Genomic DNA, 18,360 nt, shown 5'->3' with positions numbered 1-18,360 from the left:
ATGAAAAACAAAAAAAGCAGTCATCCACAAGAATGACTGCTCCCTATATTAAGCAATAATGTTTCCTTAGAAGAGCTTAGCAGGATATTCACCGGCATCAACCAATGCCTGAATCTTGTCTACTACACTCTGACGGTCTTCCGGATAAGTAACGCCAAACCACTTGCTGGTAGTGTCGAGTACCTCAACTGTTGCAGTTCCGTCATTAATCAATTTATCCACCATCAACGGGATGAAGAATTCACTTTTCAAGTTTTCCATGTTCTTCGGATCGCTTAGGAAAGTTTTGAAGAATTCCTGGCTGTAAGCAAAATAATCAGGAGTAAAGCCCCAGAAATTCATACTAACCGGAGTAGTGTCGGGAGTAGCTGTCCATTCGCCATTGTCATCAATGTACTTCACTTCACCGTCCATACGTTGGATTTTTGTACGTTCTACGACAGAAGTCAACAGACCTTTAGCATCTGTACTACAGATACCACGGGATACTGTACCGCTCTCACTTAATGTATTTCCTACACGGAAACCTACCATTGAGTAAACGTTCTTTGAATTTTCAGGAAGAGTGGAAAGGAATTTACCCATTACCTGGAATGAGTCACGACCATAAAAGTCATCACAGTTGATTACCGCAAACGGTTCTTTAATCACATCGGCACCCATCATTACTGCATGGTTAGTACCCCATGGTTTTGTACGGTCTGCCGGGCAAGTGAAGCCTTCGGGAAGGTCGTCAATAGACTGGAATACCAATTCGCAAGGAATGTGGCCTTCGTATTTGGAAATAATTTTATCACGGAAATCTTGTTCAAAATCTTTGCGGATTACAAATACAAGCTTACCAAATCCCGCATTGATGGCATCATAGATAGAATAATCCATAATAGTTTCGCCATTAGGACCCAGACCGTCCAATTGTTTCAAGCCTCCATAACGGCTGCCCATACCGGCTGCCAATAAGAATAAAGTTGGTTTCATAAATTATGTAATATTAAAAGGTTAGTGATGTCAGTGGCATCAGATTTCGTTGCAAATGTACAAAAACTTTCTTTGTTTCAAGACAAAGAAAGAACATTAAAAGGGATACCCGATAGCAAAATGTATTCCCAGATTCTTAAAGAAGGCTCCGGTAACATTGTAATAGCCACTTCGTTCCGTATCATACGGCAGATGCAAAGGAATACCGAAGTCAAGACGGAAGACGAGGATATCCATATCGTAGCGGAAGCCGATACCTGTTCCTAAAGCAATCTGTTTCGGGAAAGTTTTCAGACGGAGCTGCGAGTCGGGGCGTGCCTCATCCTTGCGCATCAGCCAGACATTGCCGGCATCGAGGAAGGTAGCTCCCCAGAAACGCTTGAAGATGTGGAAACGATACTCGACGTTTGCCTCGAAGCGGAATGTACCTGTCTGGTCAAGATAAGAATATTTGCTGTCTTTCGGATGATAGCCGCCGGGACCGATACTACGCACTGTAAAAGCACGGATACTGTTGGCACCACCGACATAGAATTGTTCGCTGTATGGGGCAATCGTAGCGTTGCCGTATGCGAAAAGAGCACCCAATGCTACACGAGAGGCAAGCTTATTATTCTTGTCTATATTCCACAGGTGGCGAAATTCCGTATTGAATTTCATAAACTGAGAGAACGGGGCACCCAGAAGCTTCTTTCCTTCCTCGTTGTACGGCCGGCCGAAAGCACGGTAGATGGTAGCGGTCACGTTTCCGGCAGAAGTTACGGTAGATTGCCACCAGATAGGATTCTTCACTCTACGCACAGAGGCGTTATCATACGTATAGGTGTACTCCATGGCCGGAATGAACTGATTGTCAAGACTGACATATAACGCAGGATTGTCAGCGGCAATCTTTTTAAACTCTTCCGACTGGTGCTGGAGTACGTTGAATGTCAGTTTAAAAGGCGTGATACTGTGACGGCTGGTACGTGTCGGTTGGAAATCGTAGGTCGCGTTTCCGCCGAAGGATAACAGCTTATAGTATCTAGCCCGGTTCAGCTGGTCGATATACAGACGGAAAGTAGTCGTGGCGGGAAAGTCAAATTCTCTTTTACCGAAACGCGGGAAAACGACTCTCGGAAAAGTCAAAGAAGTGGATATACCCATTTCCCAACTGTTCATCAACGAACTTTTCTCTCCACCGCCGGTCTGCCATTCGTAAGAACCTTTCAGTTTTACATTCCAGCTTTCACCGCCACCGAACACATTATTCCGGGTGACACCGAATGAGGCACCGGGACCGGTTTGGTCATTACTTTTAGTTACTACGTTCAGTTCCAATTCGGCATCCAAAGGTTTGGCGAAAGTCGCCTGCATTGTAATGTCCAACGTATCACAGACAGCTGTCGTATCTTTGGGAGCGTATTGTATATCCATATAGCTGAATATCCCTAACTGACTGAGTTTTTCCTGTACCTGTTCCTGGCGATACTGGCTGTAAAGCCGGGTACGGTTGGAAGCACGCATTTGCGCGTTACGTACAAACTGCTGATAATTGAGCCAACGATAAAGCATATTAGGGCGAACCTGCAATTTCTTGTAATAGTGAATATTCAGGTTCTTGTACATCATGCTGTCATCCGGGGCTTCTCCGTTCTTTCCAAACAAATAGACAGAGACATCACCTAAGTAATAAGGACGTTGTGCCGCGGCAGGCAATCCTGGGACGGGAATCAGGCGAAGGCTGATATGCCCGCCGGGTATCAAAGTAGTATCCGCCTGATAAGTCATATAGTCAGGACGGAAATAAAAATATCCACGATTACGTAATAAAGTGCTGATGCGGGTACGTTCTTCGTCCAAGTCTACTACGTTGAACTGTTCTCCCGGACTGATATAAGACATCCGACGTCCTCGCTCCATAATCCGTAGAGTCTGGGGAGTGAAACGCTGATAATACACCGTATCAATAAAATAAGGATTTTTCATATCCACCGTATAGACAATGCTTGCCTTCAGACTGTCTTGCTTGTCAACAATCGTTTCATAGGCTACCTTGCCATTGAAATAGCCATAATCACGCAGTAAGTTGGTAGTCACCTTCACACGCACTTCCGGATTGACCGTAGAAATAAACACGGGCGGGTTTGCGGCAAAACGATTGAACATCCATTTGCCGAATCCCTTCTTGTATTTCACGAAGTTATTGTACATCCACATTTTAAAGGGAATAGGCAACATACCGCCAAGCATCTTCGTACTGGGTGTTTTATCAAGGGCTGCATTTATTTCCGTCCGAGCCGTTACTCCTACGGGCGTTGTCGATTTATTCAATATGACAGTCTTGCTTCCGGTATAAAGCACTTCCCCTTCGGGGAGATGTTTCGTCACCGAACATGCCGATACTACTACACTTATCAGGCAAACAGCCAATATTTTTATATGTATAGCTTTCATCCTTGCTTCTTATTTCTTTATTCTCGTTTCTTCACTTCTTTTTCTTAAAGATAAACAGTTCACTTAGTTTGTCCAACTTCTTGCGAAGCACGATACCTACTCCGGTTTCCGTAATCTCGCCTTCGAGCACACTCTCATAATTCTTGTCATAGAACAGGCGGATATAGCGGGTTCCGGTTCTGTCCAGACGATATTCCAAAGAAATGTTGTCGATAAAGGATTCGGCATCATTCGTCGCATTCTCACCCTGAGACACCTTACCGCCGATTACAATCTGGAAGCGGTTGTTGAACAGACGTTGCGAATAACGGAAACTGTAATCCGTACGTTTGCTTCCTGTCTCCGAGTCATCGTGGTCTTCGACACCCACGGATAGGCTCGCATTTTTCAAGTTGCCCATCAATGAGTTTATCTGGCTACTCAATACGGAAGTCAGGGCAGAACCCATGTTCAACTTGCCAAGTCCGCCACCACCGCCGCCAATCGGGCCGGTACCGAGATAGGTTTTCATCACCATAATATACAGGGCTTGCTTACCACGCTCTTCCGCCCCCATGGCAGTCAACTCATTTTGTACAGTCGCATCTTCGGGAGCTGCGACATCGAACGCAAACGAAAGATTATCCAAACGGTTCTTGACAACGACAGAGACATCGAAATTAACCATGCGGCTTCCGCCGTTCTCCCCTTCGGATACGGACGCACGGATGCGGTCGGTCGCCTTGAAGTTCAGCATCGGATCCATCGGATTTCCCGTCCATTCCACATAGCTGCCATTGTCAATAGCAAATTCTTTCGCGGCAATCACCGGTAAGGCATATTTCATCAAGCCGCCACTCAAAGTATAGCGTCCCGTCAGGGTCAAGTCACCTTGCGGAGTATATTTCATGGAGAGGTCACCACCGCCTTCCAGTTCGATGCGGTTGTCATTGCCTGCGTCCAAGTCGACTTTCACGCGGACAGACGGGTCGATATGCACCATCATTACCATATCCAGTCCTCCTAACGAGACGGTCGGCACTTCCTGCCGGACGACAGTCGTGGTATCGCTGAATGAGGTAAATGTAACCAGACTTCCCAAGCGGTCCTGCACTGTCAAAGGTGAATCTGTCAAGACATAGGAGACGTCGGTATTGCCCAAGAGACTTACATTCCCACGCATATTCAGTCCGTCCAAAGGCCCCTTCACCGTTGCCCGGAAGTCGGCAAATACTTTACCGTAGACCAAACTTTCACGGGTGCGTTTGGCATCCAGCAATGTATAATTCTGTGCCAGCATATTCAGATTCGCCATCGGACGACTCATATCACGGAAATCGACATAACCGTCAATGGTAAATGGATTCTTCGATGTAGTATAAATGGCGAATTTATCAAATAACAGCCGGTTGTTCTTTATCTGCACGGGGCGGTTATCGAACACAAAACGTGCGCCATATTGACTGGAAAAAACAGCAACACTATCCAATACCAATTCGCCGTTTATCAAAGGCTGCTCTGTGCTGCCCGTGATATTCAAGTTTCCGTCCATGTCGCCGGACAGAGTGACCATCTGGTCGGGAATGAACGCATTCGCCACCCGGAGCGGGAAATGTTCCAGTGTCGTATTCACTTCCAGGCTGTCTTTGCCCGTCCGGGTAGGAAGCAGTTTTCCATCTGCCACCAGCACCTCCACCTGGTCGTGGTTCAGATAAGCGTTGAGATATTGTTTTCCCTGTTCGCCCGGCAACCAGGTAGCCCCCAAAGCAATGTCACCGATACGCTGGCGTTCGTAAGTCAGTTCGTCAATAGACGCTTCGGCAGAGAGCTGCAAGTCTTTTTCAGTTTGTACATAGTGGGCTTCCAAAGAGAACAATCCGGTTACTTCGGGGAAATAAGGCAACACGCTCGTAATCTCTTGCAAGCGGATTCTGCGTATTTCCACATCTATATTCTGTAAAGACACCGTATCGCCCTGCATGGAATGAACTCTGAAACCCATGCCTTCCTCGTCCCACATATCCACATTGGCATATACGCGCATATTCTTATGCAGATAAATCCAGTTGTGATTCTCGTTGAAATGGAACTGCTGAAAGGCGACAATCGGTTTTTCCGGAATCAGCGTGAAAGCTATTCCGTTGCCCTTTCCCTGTCCTTCGAAAAGAGGGCGGGCATTTACGCCCAATAATACACCAGTCTCACCTTTACCATTCTTATAATCCACCAGCAATTCCGCATCGCGGTCGCGAATTTCTCCCGTCAAGGTAGTGGAGAAAGAGAATTGCGGATTCTTCGGACCGTTTATCACTCCAACACGCAACTTCATAAGCGTAGTGTCCTGTTTCACTGTGAAGAAGACAGTATCCAGTTGCAACGTGTCTACTTTCAGCGCATGAACCGCCGCCTTGCCATTGATTCCCCAATCGGGAGCCGTTCCGAATTTCATGGAAGCGTCATGGTAGGATATGTTCTTGGTAGCCAAGAAATAGGCTAACGGATTCTCTTTTCCTGCGGAGAAAGACAGGACAGCTGTCGGTAATGCTTTACGCAGTTCGGCGTGATTCAGTTCCTTCTCGTCAATCTGCTTCATCAGGACGTCCACGAAGCGGGTAGACTGGCTAATCAGAGGATTGACACCGGAACGTGCACTCAGGTTGAGTTTCATGTCACCGGAAATAAAATGCGTAAACACCCGGTTCTGACGGGCTTCCGCAGAAAGATTGAAAGTAAGCGGGCGTTTCATCGGTTCGGGCATCAGTCCCAGTTCGTGCAAGTCGAGCTGGGTGACATCAACCGTCACTTTTCCATCGGGATAGCTGTGTGCCAGATTATATTCAGCATCCGTCGTCATTTTCAACAGTTCATTATCACTCGTCAAGTTGGCTGTCACTAACGCACCTTTCAAAGCTCCTGTCAGATGGACGTTGGAGAGATGGTATTGAGCATAATGCAATCGGTCTAAAGCCAAATCCAGTTTGGCATATGAGCGATAAGACATCACATCTAGTCCGCGCCCGTCAGCGGCTGCAGAAAGGGAAAGCTCATAAATGGAGTCTTTCGGAAGGAAATGATGGAGTTGCAGGTTGTCTATTTTCAAGTCTGCCTTGTAAACCTCGGTGGCAGTATTTAATGCCGCGTTCACATTCATAGCCCCCTGCCCTTCTTTCAGATGCAGGTTTGCTTTGTATTCAGGACCTTTGATGTCTACCTGCGCAACGAGATTCATACTGTCGGGGATGACAATCGTACCGTTAGGCACTTCACCGGACAAGCCGGTAAGGAAATTCAGGTTCTGCGTTTTCATCTTCAGGCCGATGGTTCCCGAGCGGGTAATGCTATCGGCGAGGTTTTCGAGGATACCGCCGCCCTCTAAGGAGAATGCGCCCGGCAAGTCTACCGTAAAGCGGGAAATCTGCATTTCTTTCAAGTTACCGTCCGTACCGGCACGGATGACAAGCGGACGAAAAGGATAGGCTTCCTTGAAGCTGTCCGGCAGTCCGCCAGTGAATAACATCACGTCCTCTTTGCCGATATACGCATTCAGGTTGGCAGACAAACGCCCCGTAGTCGGGATGTTGACAAGTTCCCAATAAGTATGAGCGGATAAATCTATTTCAGAATGAGGAGTTTGCAGTTTCAAGCCGGGTATACAAATGATTGAATCATTGGAGAATGCCCGTCCCGTCAGTGAAGTAACGCTCAATCCCGAACGTTCGTTCATAGTGAATTCACGGATGACAGCATTCATATCCCTACCTTTATATAATAAGGAATCCAGCCCGATGCTGACATCACGGACAGCAATATGCGAAGCGTCGAAACCTTCGACGGGTTTAGCCGAACCAGTATCGTAGCTGGCGGAAGTGCTTGACAACAAAAATTGTTTCAGTCCATAGAACTGGCTCCTCAAGTCGGCTTGGGCATCGTCAATGGTCGCTTCACCGATATGCGCAGCCATCCGCATCGAATCAGCGGGAAGCTGCATACTGAACGATACGTTTTTCAGTTTCAGTTGATGAAGGTCTACTTTCCAGTTTACAGGAGCCGAAGCGGTGGTATCCTTGGGAGTAGTCGTGGTGTCGTTCATCAGCATCTGCACATGAGTGTCCGATAGTTCCGTCGCATTAATAACGGCTGTTTCGTTAGACAAATCGACACCGTGACTTTGCAGGAAGAAACGTCCCAATACACCTTTTATCTCCATGCCGTCTATCAAATTGGCAGAATTGAAAGCAACGCGGCTCAATGTCACTTCGTCCACCTCCACTTTCCCTTTGAACAGCGGCCACGCCTGCACGCGTACATTCAGGCTTTCCAAAGACAAGAGTGTGTCGGGCTGCTGAATTACTTCCACGCCACGAACCAACAGATTGAGCGGGAAACGAAGGTCGATTCGTTCCACCTGAATCTGCATGCCGGTTGCTTTAGAAGCATATACAGTAACCTCCCGACGTATAAGATTCTGTACGGGGGGGACGTAAAGCAATACCATTAGTATTACAAAGAGTAATATAGGAGTAAGCAGAATCCAGCTTACCCATCGTATCCATTTTCGTTTCATGTAAAAATGTGCCAGTGTAAATTAAGTGATACAAAGTAAACAATTTATTTTGAGAAAAGGTTTGGATAAAGACAAGAAAGATACGATGACCGGTCAAGGAGTAGGATATTTCCGCCTAATCGACACTTTTCATCGACGTTAAGTAATTTTCCGCTTCGCTGATTATAATACAAACGGTTGATAGTGCAGCCGATGCCGTATCGCTTATTTCACTAGAGAAAGACTCTCCACGGCAGGATTCCAAAAACTTTAAAGGAGCTATTGCGTCCGATGCGCCTATCAACGTGAGGAGAGGGAGCAGTTTATGTGCCATGGCAGCTATCCCGTCCGTATCTTTGTCAATGAAGGCTTGTCGCATTCGTTCGACATTCTTTTTGGTTTCCTCAACAAAGGTCTGAATGATAGAATATGCCGCTTCCGGGTCATCCCCGGAGTAGGCGGTGAGTGCGGAAAAGTTTATTCCGGTGTTTACCATATCTTCTGTGATGTGAGCCTCATCAGCCGAAAGTTGTCCCTCGTTGACTGTCATCAACAATTCTTTCACCGTAAACGGTTTATGCAGGCATCCGGCAAAGCCGTGCTCGCACAAGGCATCCTTATCCATTTCGCTGCGGGCGGTCACGGCAATCACAGGAATGGTCTTTGCCTGCGGAATGTTGGAAGCACGCAGGAGTTTTACCAAATCGAAGCCATTGATAGCGGGCATTTGTATGTCTGTCAGCAATACATCAAAAACAGAAGTGCGGAGTTGTTCGATAAGTTCTTCGAGTTGCTCGCAACATACTGCGTCAATGCCGTGCTGTTTCAACATAGCTGCCGTCAGGCTGAGTTGGATTTTATCATCATCAATCAAAAGGACACGGATTACTTTCATCAGAGGAATGGCAGTCGCGGCTTCGTCAATATCCGCAGTTTCGTTTTCCGGAGATGATTGACTTTCCGGGATGGATTCGCCTACCGGATACAGGGGCAGAACTACTGTAAAGCAACTTCCCTCTCCCAGTTTGCTCTGTACATCAATCGTGCCTTCAAGCAAAACAACCAGTTTCTTCACGATGGATAATCCCAAGCCGAACCCTTCCTCTCCCTGGGCACCGGACAAACGGGTAAATTCTTGGAAAATGCGTTCGCGGTCTTCGGCTGCCATACCTTTTCCGCTATCTGCAATAGCTATCGTCAGCTTTGAAGAATCATATCGGGCTGTCAGCGTTATCTCACCTTGTTGAGTAAACTTCACGGCATTAGACAGAAGGTTGTTCACAATCTGCCGAAGCCTCAGAGGGTCACTGACGTAACGTCCGTTCAACTTCGGAGCGACGTGACACTGCAATACCAATCCTTTAACAGCCGTCAACGGTTCAAAGCTGACATAGATTTCTTCGAACAACTGCGAAGGATTGAAAGTGACACGATTCACTTCCGCTTTATTAAGGTCAAGGCGATGGAAGTCGAGCAAGTCGCTGACTAGTTTCAAGAGATGTTCCGAGGAACTTTTCATGTTATCCAGGTAGAAGCGTTGCCGTTCGTCCTCCGTCAGACGGGACAGTAGTTCGGTATAACCCATGATGGAGCCAAGCGGTGCTTTGAAGTCGTGGGTTATGGCGAGCATCAGTTTTTCACGGGCAACGAGTAGGTCTTCCGCCCGCTTGTTCGCTTCTTCCAACTGCCGACGGTAGCGGTTGCTGCGAGAGATGTCACGTACTATCAATACCAAGAAAACGGCAGACAACAGAACCGCACCGATAGCGATTCCGGCAATGGTGCGTGCGGAGTGCATTCTTACCTCTTGTTGCATCTCAGCATCCTGACGGGCACGCAAAGTCATTTCTTCTTCGTATTGTTTTATCAGGCTATCCATTCTTGCTGTCAACTGCGAATTCATGCGTTGGTATTTCGTACTGGTGCGCCGGATTGTTTTTCGTCGTTGCAATCGTTTTTCTTCGGTAGCCATGCGAATCTTTTGCTGGAGGGAATCTTTAGAAGCAACTGGTTCTAAAATGGTATCCGTAGCAACTTCCAAGGATGTATTAACGAGTACGGCACTATCCTTGGAAGGAGCAAACACTTCCGCCAGTCTCTTGAGAAAGCCTTTCTTCTTGTGAGTAGTCAGCAGAGAGTCACGTTTAGTGATAACCCGATGCTGCACCCGTTGCTGAATTATAACAGAGTCCTGTTCGGAAATAATCTCTTCAATCTCCGAAGCGGAAAGTAGGCTGTCATTCGCTTCACTCAATACGCGAAGCATCTGGATGGTATTCTGGTCTTTCTCGTGAATCAGAGTAAGCAGGCTGTCTGTCCGCAGATTCTGCTGGTCGTCGGCAGCCGACAATGCTTCCACTTCACGATGTACAAACACCAGCGAGAAAAGGAGGATCGCCAGTAACAAAGTATAACCGGCGGTTATTTTCAACTTTGTAAAACGGAGGGAAGCCATTGGGGTAAAAGTTTTAAGTATTAAGTTTTAGGTATTAGGTTTTGGGGTGGGTTCGGGGAGTTTCGTCATGTAGTGAAAACGCCACCAGAGCATTAGTCCCGCACTCGTCAGCCCAAAAGGAAATGCCATCCAGACACCTACTATCCCCCATTCCATTACAAAACCGCAGAAATATCCTACAGGAAGCGAAATGATGAAATAAGCAATGAAGGCGATAACTATCATTAGTTTTACATCTGAAATTCCACGCAAAGCATTGGCAAAAGTGATTTGAAGCCCGTCGCCAAACTGATAGACAAGGAAAGGAAAAATTAAAGAAGTAACCATAGCAACCACTTCCTGGCTGTCGGTAAACCAGCTTCCCAAGTAATTCCGGCAAAGGAAGACAATCAAGGAAAGCACAACACCCAATGTCATCATCAAATGAAAACCAGCATAGGCGGAACGACGCACATTGACTATATCATTCTGGCCTTTGAAGTTGCTGACGCGGACAGCAACGGCAGCCCCCATACCGTAATACATCATAAAGGTGAATTGGGAAATTGCCAACATCACCTGATGAGAAGCCAAAGCAATCGTCCCCAACCAGCCAATCATAATGGCACTCAGGCTGAAAGAGGCTGTTTCCATTCCCATCTGGAAAGCAATCGGCCATCCAAGTCCATTCAAGCGTCCAAATACAGCACGTGACCATCCCAAACGGAAAAAGCCGATCTTATAACGGACAAAACGCGGACTACGCATAAAGATGATTATAAATACAATCACCATCACAATACGCGAAAACAGCGTGCTGACGCCTGCTCCCAACAAACCTAGTTCGGGCAATCCGAGTTTACCGTAAATCAGGATATAGTTTCCTATGATATTCAAGACATTTCCTCCAAGCAATATCCACATGGCGGTTTGGGTATCCGTTATTCCGTCTGTGAATTGCTTGAATCCATTGAAAAGCATGACAAACACTAATGAAGCAAGCAAAACAAGGTAATACGGTTTAATCAGAGGAATCAATTCTTCCGGCTGTCCGAGATGCTCTATATTCAGATAAAGAACGGTCATACATATAGTCAGCAGCAATGCAACCATCAGGTTTGCCAACAAACTGTTGCGCAGGGCTTGTCCGGCAGGCGCATATTGATGAGTGCCATACAGACCACCCACAACAGGTGTCAGTCCGTACGAGAATCCGGTACTGAAAATGATGGCAAGATTAAACACATTATTCACGAAAGATGCTGCACCCAGCTCTACCGTGCTATGATGCCCAATCATTAATGTATCGGCAAATCCGAGTACTATAACACCTATCTGTCCGATGACAATAGGTAATCCGAGATAAATTAATGCTTTATAATGATCCTTATATATATCAAATAGTCTCTTCATTGTCCTTGTCTTATAAATACTTGCATGCCGCAAGGAAACCTTGCTGGGCGCTACGCCCTACTTTTATAATAGAGCACAACTCCATTCTCCTTCCGGAAAGCGGATTGGGCTACTGTCCGCAATTGTTCCGCCGTGACAGAACGATAACGTTCTACTTCTTTTTCCATGTCCTCCGCCCGACCAAGCAGTTCGAACCAAGCCAGGTTGGTTGCCACATTCAAATAATTGATGTTGCCGAATATCTGGGTGGACTCAAATTTGTTCTTCACTTTTTCCAGTTCCTGTTCGTCAACCAGTTCTTGCTGCAACAGTTCCAGTTCTTCCCTTACTGCCGCTTCCGCCTGTTCCAGAGTGACACCAGCCGAAGGCTTTCCACTAATATGGAATAACCCCGCATCTACACTGCCTGAAATATAGGCATCTATGCTCGAAAATAATTGTTTCTGTTGCACCAAACGCTGGTTCAATCGACTGGAGCGCCCATTGCTCAACACATCCGACAAAATATCAAATGCATAATAATCCGGATGACGGTGATCGCACATATGAAAAGCCATGAACAAGGCATCGAGGGGAACATTCCGTTCTACCGTCAACCGGCGTTCTTCCGTCTGTTCCGGTTCTTGAGACAGGTTCCGCTGGGGTACTTCCCGACGTGGAATAGGACCGAACCATTTTTCTGTCAGCGAAACTGCTTCTTCGAAAGTGATATTGCCGGTTACGGACAGAATCGCATTGTTCGGGGCATAAAAACGGAAGAAAAAAGCTTTTACTTCTTCCAGTGTCGCGTTGGCAATATGCGACAGGTCTTTGCCGATGGTAGGCCATTGATAGGGATGCGCCTGATAAGCCAGGGGACGTAGAAGATGTCCTACGTCTCCATAAGGCTGGTTCAGACAGCGTTGCTTGAATTCTTCCATTACTACTCCCCGCTGTACTTCCAAGCTCCGTTCGCTGAAATCAAGACTCAGCATACGGTCGGATTCGAGCCAAAAGCCAGTTTCCACATTCTGACGAGGTACAGTGAGGTAATAATTGGTAATATCATTGTTCGTCCAGGCATTATTCTCGCCACTCGCCAGTTGAAGCGGCATATCATAATCGGGAATATTCACCGAGCCACCGAACATCAAATGTTCGAACAAATGGGCAAAGCCGGTATGTTCGGGGTGTTCGTCACGAGCTCCTACATTATATAATATATTAAGGGCCACCATCTGCGTACTCTCGTCCTGCGAATGTACCAGACGTAACCCATTGTCAAGAATGTGCCTGTTTATTTTCATATCATTTAGTCAAGTATTGTCGCTTTTATTATCTTCACATCTTCTTCGGGACGGTCACTACGGTCTGTTTTTACCTTCTGGATTTTATCCACAACATCCATACCTTCCACTACTTCGCCGAATACGGTATATTCACCGTCCAGATGCGGAGTCCCGCCTACGGTAGTATATGCTTCAATCTGTTCGGGAGTGAAGTGGAATTCCGGTTCCTTTGCCGACAATTCCTGTGCTTCCGCAAACAGTTTTTCCTGCAAATCGTAAAGACCGTTTTCGTCATTCTCCTTACGCATCTTATAAATTTCCTTCATATGCTTCTGCGCCAGTTTGTTGAAAATAACGTTGATTTTATTTTCATTCATCTGGCTTTCCATGCCGAGCAACGTAGAATCATTGTACACCTTACCTGTCACGATATAGAACTGACAACCGGAAGATTCTTTCTTCGGGTTCACATTATCTCCCTGACGGGCTGCCGACAAGGCGCCTTTCTTATGGAAGTACTTCGGATATACAAATTCTGCCGGAATGGTGTAGCCGACATCACCTGCCCCAAGCATTTTCCCTTTCGGCGCGTTCTTTGAATCCGGGTCGCCTGCCTGAATCATAAAATCTTTGATGACACGATGGAACAGTGTTCCTTCATACATCCCCTCTTTCACCAGTTTGATAAAATTATCACGATGCTTTGGTGTCTCATTGTACAACTTCACTTTGATATCTCCGGCAGTTGTCTCAATCTTTACCAATGTCTCTTTATCCATGTCTCCTCCTTTTTTTGTTCCAGTCTTGCAGGAAGTTAATCCGCAAAACGATATAGTTAATAATATCAATACAATCTTTTTCATAACGCTTTCATTTAATTTAAGTTTGCAAATATACCATTTTCGCCTAAATCATCTTACCTTTGTAACTTAAAAGAATCAAAACTTGACATGATGAAAGCCATATTAATAGTCGAAGATGATATAACTTTTGGAATGATGCTCAAAACCTGGTTAGGCAAAAAAGGGTTTGAGGTGTCGTCAGTGAGTAATATTGCGCGTGCCCGGAAGCATATCGAAAGTCAGACTGTCGATTTGGTATTATCAGATTTACGGTTGCCCGATTACGAGGGTATCGATTTGTTGAAATGGATGAATGACCGGGGTATAAATATTCCGTTGATTATCATGACAGGATATGCGGATATTCAATCTGCCGTGCTGGCGATGAAACTCGGAGCACGGGATTATATTGCCAAACCCGTGAATCCTGAAGAGTTGCTGAAGAAAATATCCGAGGCTTTGCAAACGGAAAGTAGTCCGGCGGTACCCCATTCTACAGTCCGGAACTTTTCCAATCCTAAAAAAGGAAGTTCTAATTCACAAGATACTTCCGAAACTAACCATACTTATCTGGAAGGAGAAAGTGATGCTGCCAAGCAGCTATACAATTATGTAGGATTGGTGGCCCCGACCAATATGTCTGTACTTATCAACGGTTCCAGCGGAACGGGAAAAGAATATGTAGCACATCGTATCCATCAGCTCAGCAAGAGAAGCGACAAACCGTTTATTGCCGTAGATTGTGGCTCTATCCCCAAAGAACTGGCAGCTTCCGAGTTTTTCGGTCATGTGAAAGGCTCTTTTACGGGCGCACTGACGGACAAAACCGGAGCTTTCGTCGCAGCCAACGGCGGCACTATCTTTTTGGATGAAATTGGGAATCTTAGTTATGAGGTACAGATTCAACTGCTGCGTGCCCTGCAAGAGAGAAAGATACGTCCGGTCGGCTCTACTCAGGAAATATCCGTGGATATTCGTCTGGTATCCGCTACCAACGAGAATTTGGAGCAAGCGATTGAAAAGGGAACGTTCCGCGAGGACCTTTATCACCGTATCAACGAGTTTACGTTGCGGATGCCTGACTTGAAAGAACGAAAAGAGGATATTCTGCTCTTCGCCAACTTCTTCCTCGACCAGGCTAACAAGGAACTGGATAAGCATCTGATTGGTTTTGACGCAAAGGCGTCACAGGCTTTGCAAAGTTATCACTGGCCGGGAAATATACGGCAGATGAAGAATATCGTCAAAAGAGCGACTTTATTGGCGCAAGGTAGTTTTATTACTTTATTGGAATTGGGGACTGAGTTGTTCGAAGTTCCGCCAATGAGCACCGCAAGCATGGCGCTTCGCAATGAAGAGACTGAAAAAGAACATATTTTGGAAGCGTTGCGCCAGACTGGGAATAATAAAAGTAAGGCTGCACAGTTATTGGATATTGACCGGAAGACTTTATATAATAAGTTGAAGTTATATAATATTGATTTGTAGGTGACAGTTTAAAAAGCAACATTAATACTGTAACACAACTATACTAGCATCCTAAGCCGCTTGGAGTATCTTATAATCACGGTATGGGAGACCTTCATTCAGCACATGCCAAATGACAGTCAGCATCTTACTTGCTATTGCCACTTTGACTTTCATCGCGTTTTTTTTCCTAACCACAGTCTGTATATAGCTGAATAGTGAATAGAAACATTTTCTTGTACGATTTGCGCCCTATGCGCCAATCATTGTCTTTATGATGTACTTGTTACCATGAGGCGATTTGATTTTTCCTGCACTTTCGTCATTACGGGGGTTGAGGAAGCAGCCGCAAATCAGTGGGGATAAATTGGGGATCAATCTAAAGGATCAGAGAACAGTTTGAAAGTTTGAGTAATGTGCTTTAAGGCAGCCTATACTCAAAAAGTTCGTTTACATACTGATTTGAATTTAAATGCTACATAGTGAAAAAAATATCTATCATGCCATCATTCATTTTTATATTACACTAATTATCAGAACAATAAGTATGATAGATGTATTTCTAAAAAGGCACCTATCATACTATACCATCAAAAACAAGGTATCTCTCATCAATAAAATAGCCGAATAAAGGTCGGACAGGCGTAAGATAGTTTATTTTTGTTGCAATGAATCCGTATAAATCCGACCATCATGGCTTAATAATCCCACTTGAATGGCGATAAGTTTATAGCCCACATTTGTGTGACGAACAACCTCCATACGTGGGCTGTATGGTTTACAGATGCGGGCTGTACAGCCTACATATATAGGCTATAAAAAGATTACCGTTTCCAATGGATTATTAAACTGCCAAATACAAATTATCATCCTATAAAGTGGATATCCTTGTAGTTTCATATGAGTATTTTTCCCTGATACTACACAAAAACGGATGCAGTATGGATATGATAGATACCCGTTTTTTGTTACGAAAGTATGATAGATACTTGTTTGGAAAACCATCTATCATACTTATTTCACTGACAATTAGCTTGATATAAAATTAAATGATAGTATGATAGATATTTTTTCATTATGTTGTATTTGAGCCTGAGTTCAAATTGTACAATTATCATTCAGCTCATTTCTGCGTCAATATGAACCTGCTTTTAATCTTTGCTCTATTGGAAACATCAACAACATCTAAGAAAGTAGGTTCATTAATGTTGTGATTTGCTTTCAAATTAGTATCTTTGACCTACTGGAAACATCTTTTGCACTGCCTGGCGTAAGGTAGAATTTGTTGTGATTTGCTTTCAAATTAGTATCTTTGACCTACTGGAAACATCAGTGATGCCAAAAAAAAGTGGTATACAACAGTTGTGATTTGCTTTCAAATTAGTATCTTTGACCTACTGGAAACATCTGATTGTCTTGCAGCACTTGGTTTGAAATAGTTGTGATTTGCTTTCAAATTAGTATCTTTGACCTACTGGAAACATCTTATTGGTAAAAAATTACCTGAAGCTTAATGTTGTGATTTGCTTTCAAATTAGTATCTTTGACCTACTGGAAACATCTCGGAAGACAGCGACTGCGATGTCCGCAGGTTGTGATTTGCTTTCAAATTAGTATCTTTGACCTACTGGAAACATCAATCTCGGACGAGAGAAGGAGAATAGCCTAGTTGTGATTTGCTTTCAAATTAGTATCTTTGACCTACTGGAAACATCTAGATATAGCAGAGCACTGTGGATATTACTGTTGTGATTTGCTTTCAAATTAGTATCTTTGACCTACTGGAAACATCGGGTTCTCGAAGTTTTCAAAGACACATTGGTTGTGATTTGCTTTCAAATTAGTATCTTTGACCTACTGGAAACATCCCGCCTTCACGTAATCTCTGACGGATAGCAGTTGTGATTTGCTTTCAAATTAGTATCTTTGACCTACTGGAAACATCCTATAAGAAATTTAAATGCTAAGACCGCAGGTTGTGATTTGCTTTCAAATTAGTATCTTTGACCTACTGGAAACATCCAGCAGAAGAAAGAATCAATCAAACAGATGTTGTGATTTGCTTTCAAATTAGTATCTTTGACCTACTGGAAACATCGTGGCGAAAAACAACAACAACGCCACGCAGTTGTGATTTGCTTTCAAATTAGTATCTTTGACCTACTGGAAACATCAAACACACAAGAAGAAAACTTTTACTTCATGTTGTGATTTGCTTTCAAATTAGTATCTTTGACCTACTGGAAACATCTTAATGTATGGCATGGGAGGAGCAACAGGCGTTGTGATTTGCTTTCAAATTAGTATCTTTGACCTACTGGAAACATCTGGAGAAATAACGAAAGTGTACAACGTATGTTGTGATTTGCTTTCAAATTAGTATCTTTGACCTACTGGAAACATCTGAACCGGAATCTGATACTAACAAGGAGTTGTTGTGATTTGCTTTCAAATTAGTATCTTTGACCTACTGGAAACATCATGGTACGTCCTGTAGATTCCTGGAAATGGTTGTGATTTGCTTTCAAATTAGTATCTTTGACCTACTGGAAACATCTCATTTTCGACAATAAAATGTGTATCAATGAGTTAAAAAACAATTCAGAAAAAATAAAAAAAGAATGTTTCCAGCACAAAATCTCGCATCAATGCGAGATTTTGTTTTCTAGAATAACTCCAATTGCTGTCCCGCTGCATTGACACAATGCACTTTCCTTCCATAAAAAAGCTCTATATCCCCAAATTGTTTGTCTGTAATACACATGATTCCAACATGCCCATACTCTGGAAGGAAAGATTTAACTCTTTTTATATGTACTACTGCGTTCTCGCTACTGGCACAATGACGCACATAAATGGAAAACTGAAACATTGTAAAACCATCCTTTTGCAGATTCTTTCTGAAATCTGCATAAGCCTTCTTTTCTTTCTTCGTCTCAGTCGGCAAATCAAAAAGAACAAGTACCCACATAACACGATATTCACTAAAGCGATCCATAA

Annotated in this window: 9 protein-coding genes and 1 CRISPR repeat array; of the genes, 1 reads left to right on the top strand and 8 read right to left on the bottom strand. The window is 44.5% G+C overall.

The features are described from left to right. Positions 1-66: 66 nt before the first annotated feature. The 7 genes from CLIN57ABFB40_RS15855 to CLIN57ABFB40_RS15825 form a co-directional block, all read right to left on the bottom strand. Positions 67-978 carry an NDP-sugar synthase gene (locus CLIN57ABFB40_RS15855; RefSeq protein ID WP_175630980.1) on the bottom strand — a complete coding sequence of 304 codons (912 nt, stop codon included), beginning with the start codon at positions 976-978 and terminating at the stop codon, positions 67-69. Between the two features lie 96 nt (positions 979-1,074). Further along, complete coding sequence (locus tag CLIN57ABFB40_RS15850; RefSeq protein WP_175630979.1) at positions 1,075-3,414, bottom strand: BamA/TamA family outer membrane protein; 2,340 nt, start codon at positions 3,412-3,414, stop codon at positions 1,075-1,077. Positions 3,415-3,445: 31 nt separating this feature from the next. Continuing rightward, positions 3,446-7,957, bottom strand: a complete 4,512-nt coding sequence (locus CLIN57ABFB40_RS15845; RefSeq protein WP_175630978.1) for a translocation/assembly module TamB domain-containing protein — start codon at positions 7,955-7,957, stop codon at positions 3,446-3,448. A 115-nt stretch (positions 7,958-8,072) separates the two neighbouring features. Then, entirely contained in the window at positions 8,073-10,391 is a 2,319-nt protein-coding gene (locus CLIN57ABFB40_RS15840; protein WP_175630977.1) for an ATP-binding protein, read from the bottom strand. A 27-nt stretch (positions 10,392-10,418) separates the two neighbouring features. Further along, positions 10,419-11,783, bottom strand: coding sequence for an MATE family efflux transporter (locus CLIN57ABFB40_RS15835; protein WP_175630976.1), 1,365 nt, complete (start codon positions 11,781-11,783; stop codon positions 10,419-10,421). Between the two features lie 50 nt (positions 11,784-11,833). Further along, positions 11,834-13,069 (bottom strand): M16 family metallopeptidase, encoded by a 1,236-nt coding sequence (locus CLIN57ABFB40_RS15830; protein ID WP_175630975.1) that lies wholly within the window; start codon positions 13,067-13,069, stop codon positions 11,834-11,836. Positions 13,070-13,074: 5 nt separating this feature from the next. Then, on the bottom strand, positions 13,075-13,914 hold the full coding sequence (locus CLIN57ABFB40_RS15825; protein ID WP_175630974.1) for a peptidylprolyl isomerase: 840 nt from the start codon (positions 13,912-13,914) through the stop codon (positions 13,075-13,077). Positions 13,915-14,001: 87 nt separating this feature from the next. Here CLIN57ABFB40_RS15825 and CLIN57ABFB40_RS15820 point away from each other — a divergent pair, with 87 nt between their 5' ends. Continuing rightward, positions 14,002-15,381, top strand: coding sequence for a sigma-54-dependent transcriptional regulator (locus tag CLIN57ABFB40_RS15820; RefSeq protein WP_175630973.1), 1,380 nt, complete (start codon positions 14,002-14,004; stop codon positions 15,379-15,381). A gap of 1,186 nt (positions 15,382-16,567) precedes the next feature. Beyond that, positions 16,568-17,917: direct repeats of the CRISPR family, unit length 47 nt; unit sequence GTTGTGATTTGCTTTCAAATTAGTATCTTTGACCTACTGGAAACATC. Positions 17,918-18,025: 108 nt separating this feature from the next. On the opposite strand, the gene cas2 is transcribed toward CLIN57ABFB40_RS15820, so the two are convergent. Beyond that, positions 18,026-18,358 (bottom strand): CRISPR-associated endonuclease Cas2, encoded by a 333-nt coding sequence (gene cas2 / locus CLIN57ABFB40_RS15815; protein WP_175630972.1) that lies wholly within the window; start codon positions 18,356-18,358, stop codon positions 18,026-18,028. Between the last annotated feature and the right edge of the window lie 2 nt (positions 18,359-18,360).

The organism is Bacteroides acidifaciens (assembly GCF_903181435.1).
Lineage (GTDB): Bacteria > Bacteroidota > Bacteroidia > Bacteroidales > Bacteroidaceae > Bacteroides.
This window is presented reverse-complemented; position numbering and strand designations above follow the sequence as displayed.

What these genes read in the sequence shown, in the direction of transcription:
- CLIN57ABFB40_RS15855 (WP_175630980.1), bottom strand. Translation starts at nt 978, where the DNA reads ATGAAACCAACTTTATTCTTATTGGCAGCCGGTATGGGCAGCCGTTAT.
- cas2 (WP_175630972.1), bottom strand. Translation starts at nt 18,358, where the DNA reads ATGGATCGCTTTAGTGAATATCGTGTTATGTGGGTACTTGTTCTTTTT.
- CLIN57ABFB40_RS15850 (WP_175630979.1), bottom strand. Translation starts at nt 3,414, where the DNA reads ATGAAAGCTATACATATAAAAATATTGGCTGTTTGCCTGATAAGTGTA.
- CLIN57ABFB40_RS15840 (WP_175630977.1), bottom strand. Translation starts at nt 10,391, where the DNA reads ATGGCTTCCCTCCGTTTTACAAAGTTGAAAATAACCGCCGGTTATACT.
- CLIN57ABFB40_RS15830 (WP_175630975.1), bottom strand. Translation starts at nt 13,069, where the DNA reads ATGAAAATAAACAGGCACATTCTTGACAATGGGTTACGTCTGGTACAT.
- CLIN57ABFB40_RS15835 (WP_175630976.1), bottom strand. Translation starts at nt 11,783, where the DNA reads ATGAAGAGACTATTTGATATATATAAGGATCATTATAAAGCATTAATT.
- CLIN57ABFB40_RS15820 (WP_175630973.1), top strand. Translation starts at nt 14,002, where the DNA reads ATGATGAAAGCCATATTAATAGTCGAAGATGATATAACTTTTGGAATG.
- CLIN57ABFB40_RS15825 (WP_175630974.1), bottom strand. Translation starts at nt 13,914, where the DNA reads ATGAAAAAGATTGTATTGATATTATTAACTATATCGTTTTGCGGATTA.
- CLIN57ABFB40_RS15845 (WP_175630978.1), bottom strand. Translation starts at nt 7,957, where the DNA reads ATGAAACGAAAATGGATACGATGGGTAAGCTGGATTCTGCTTACTCCT.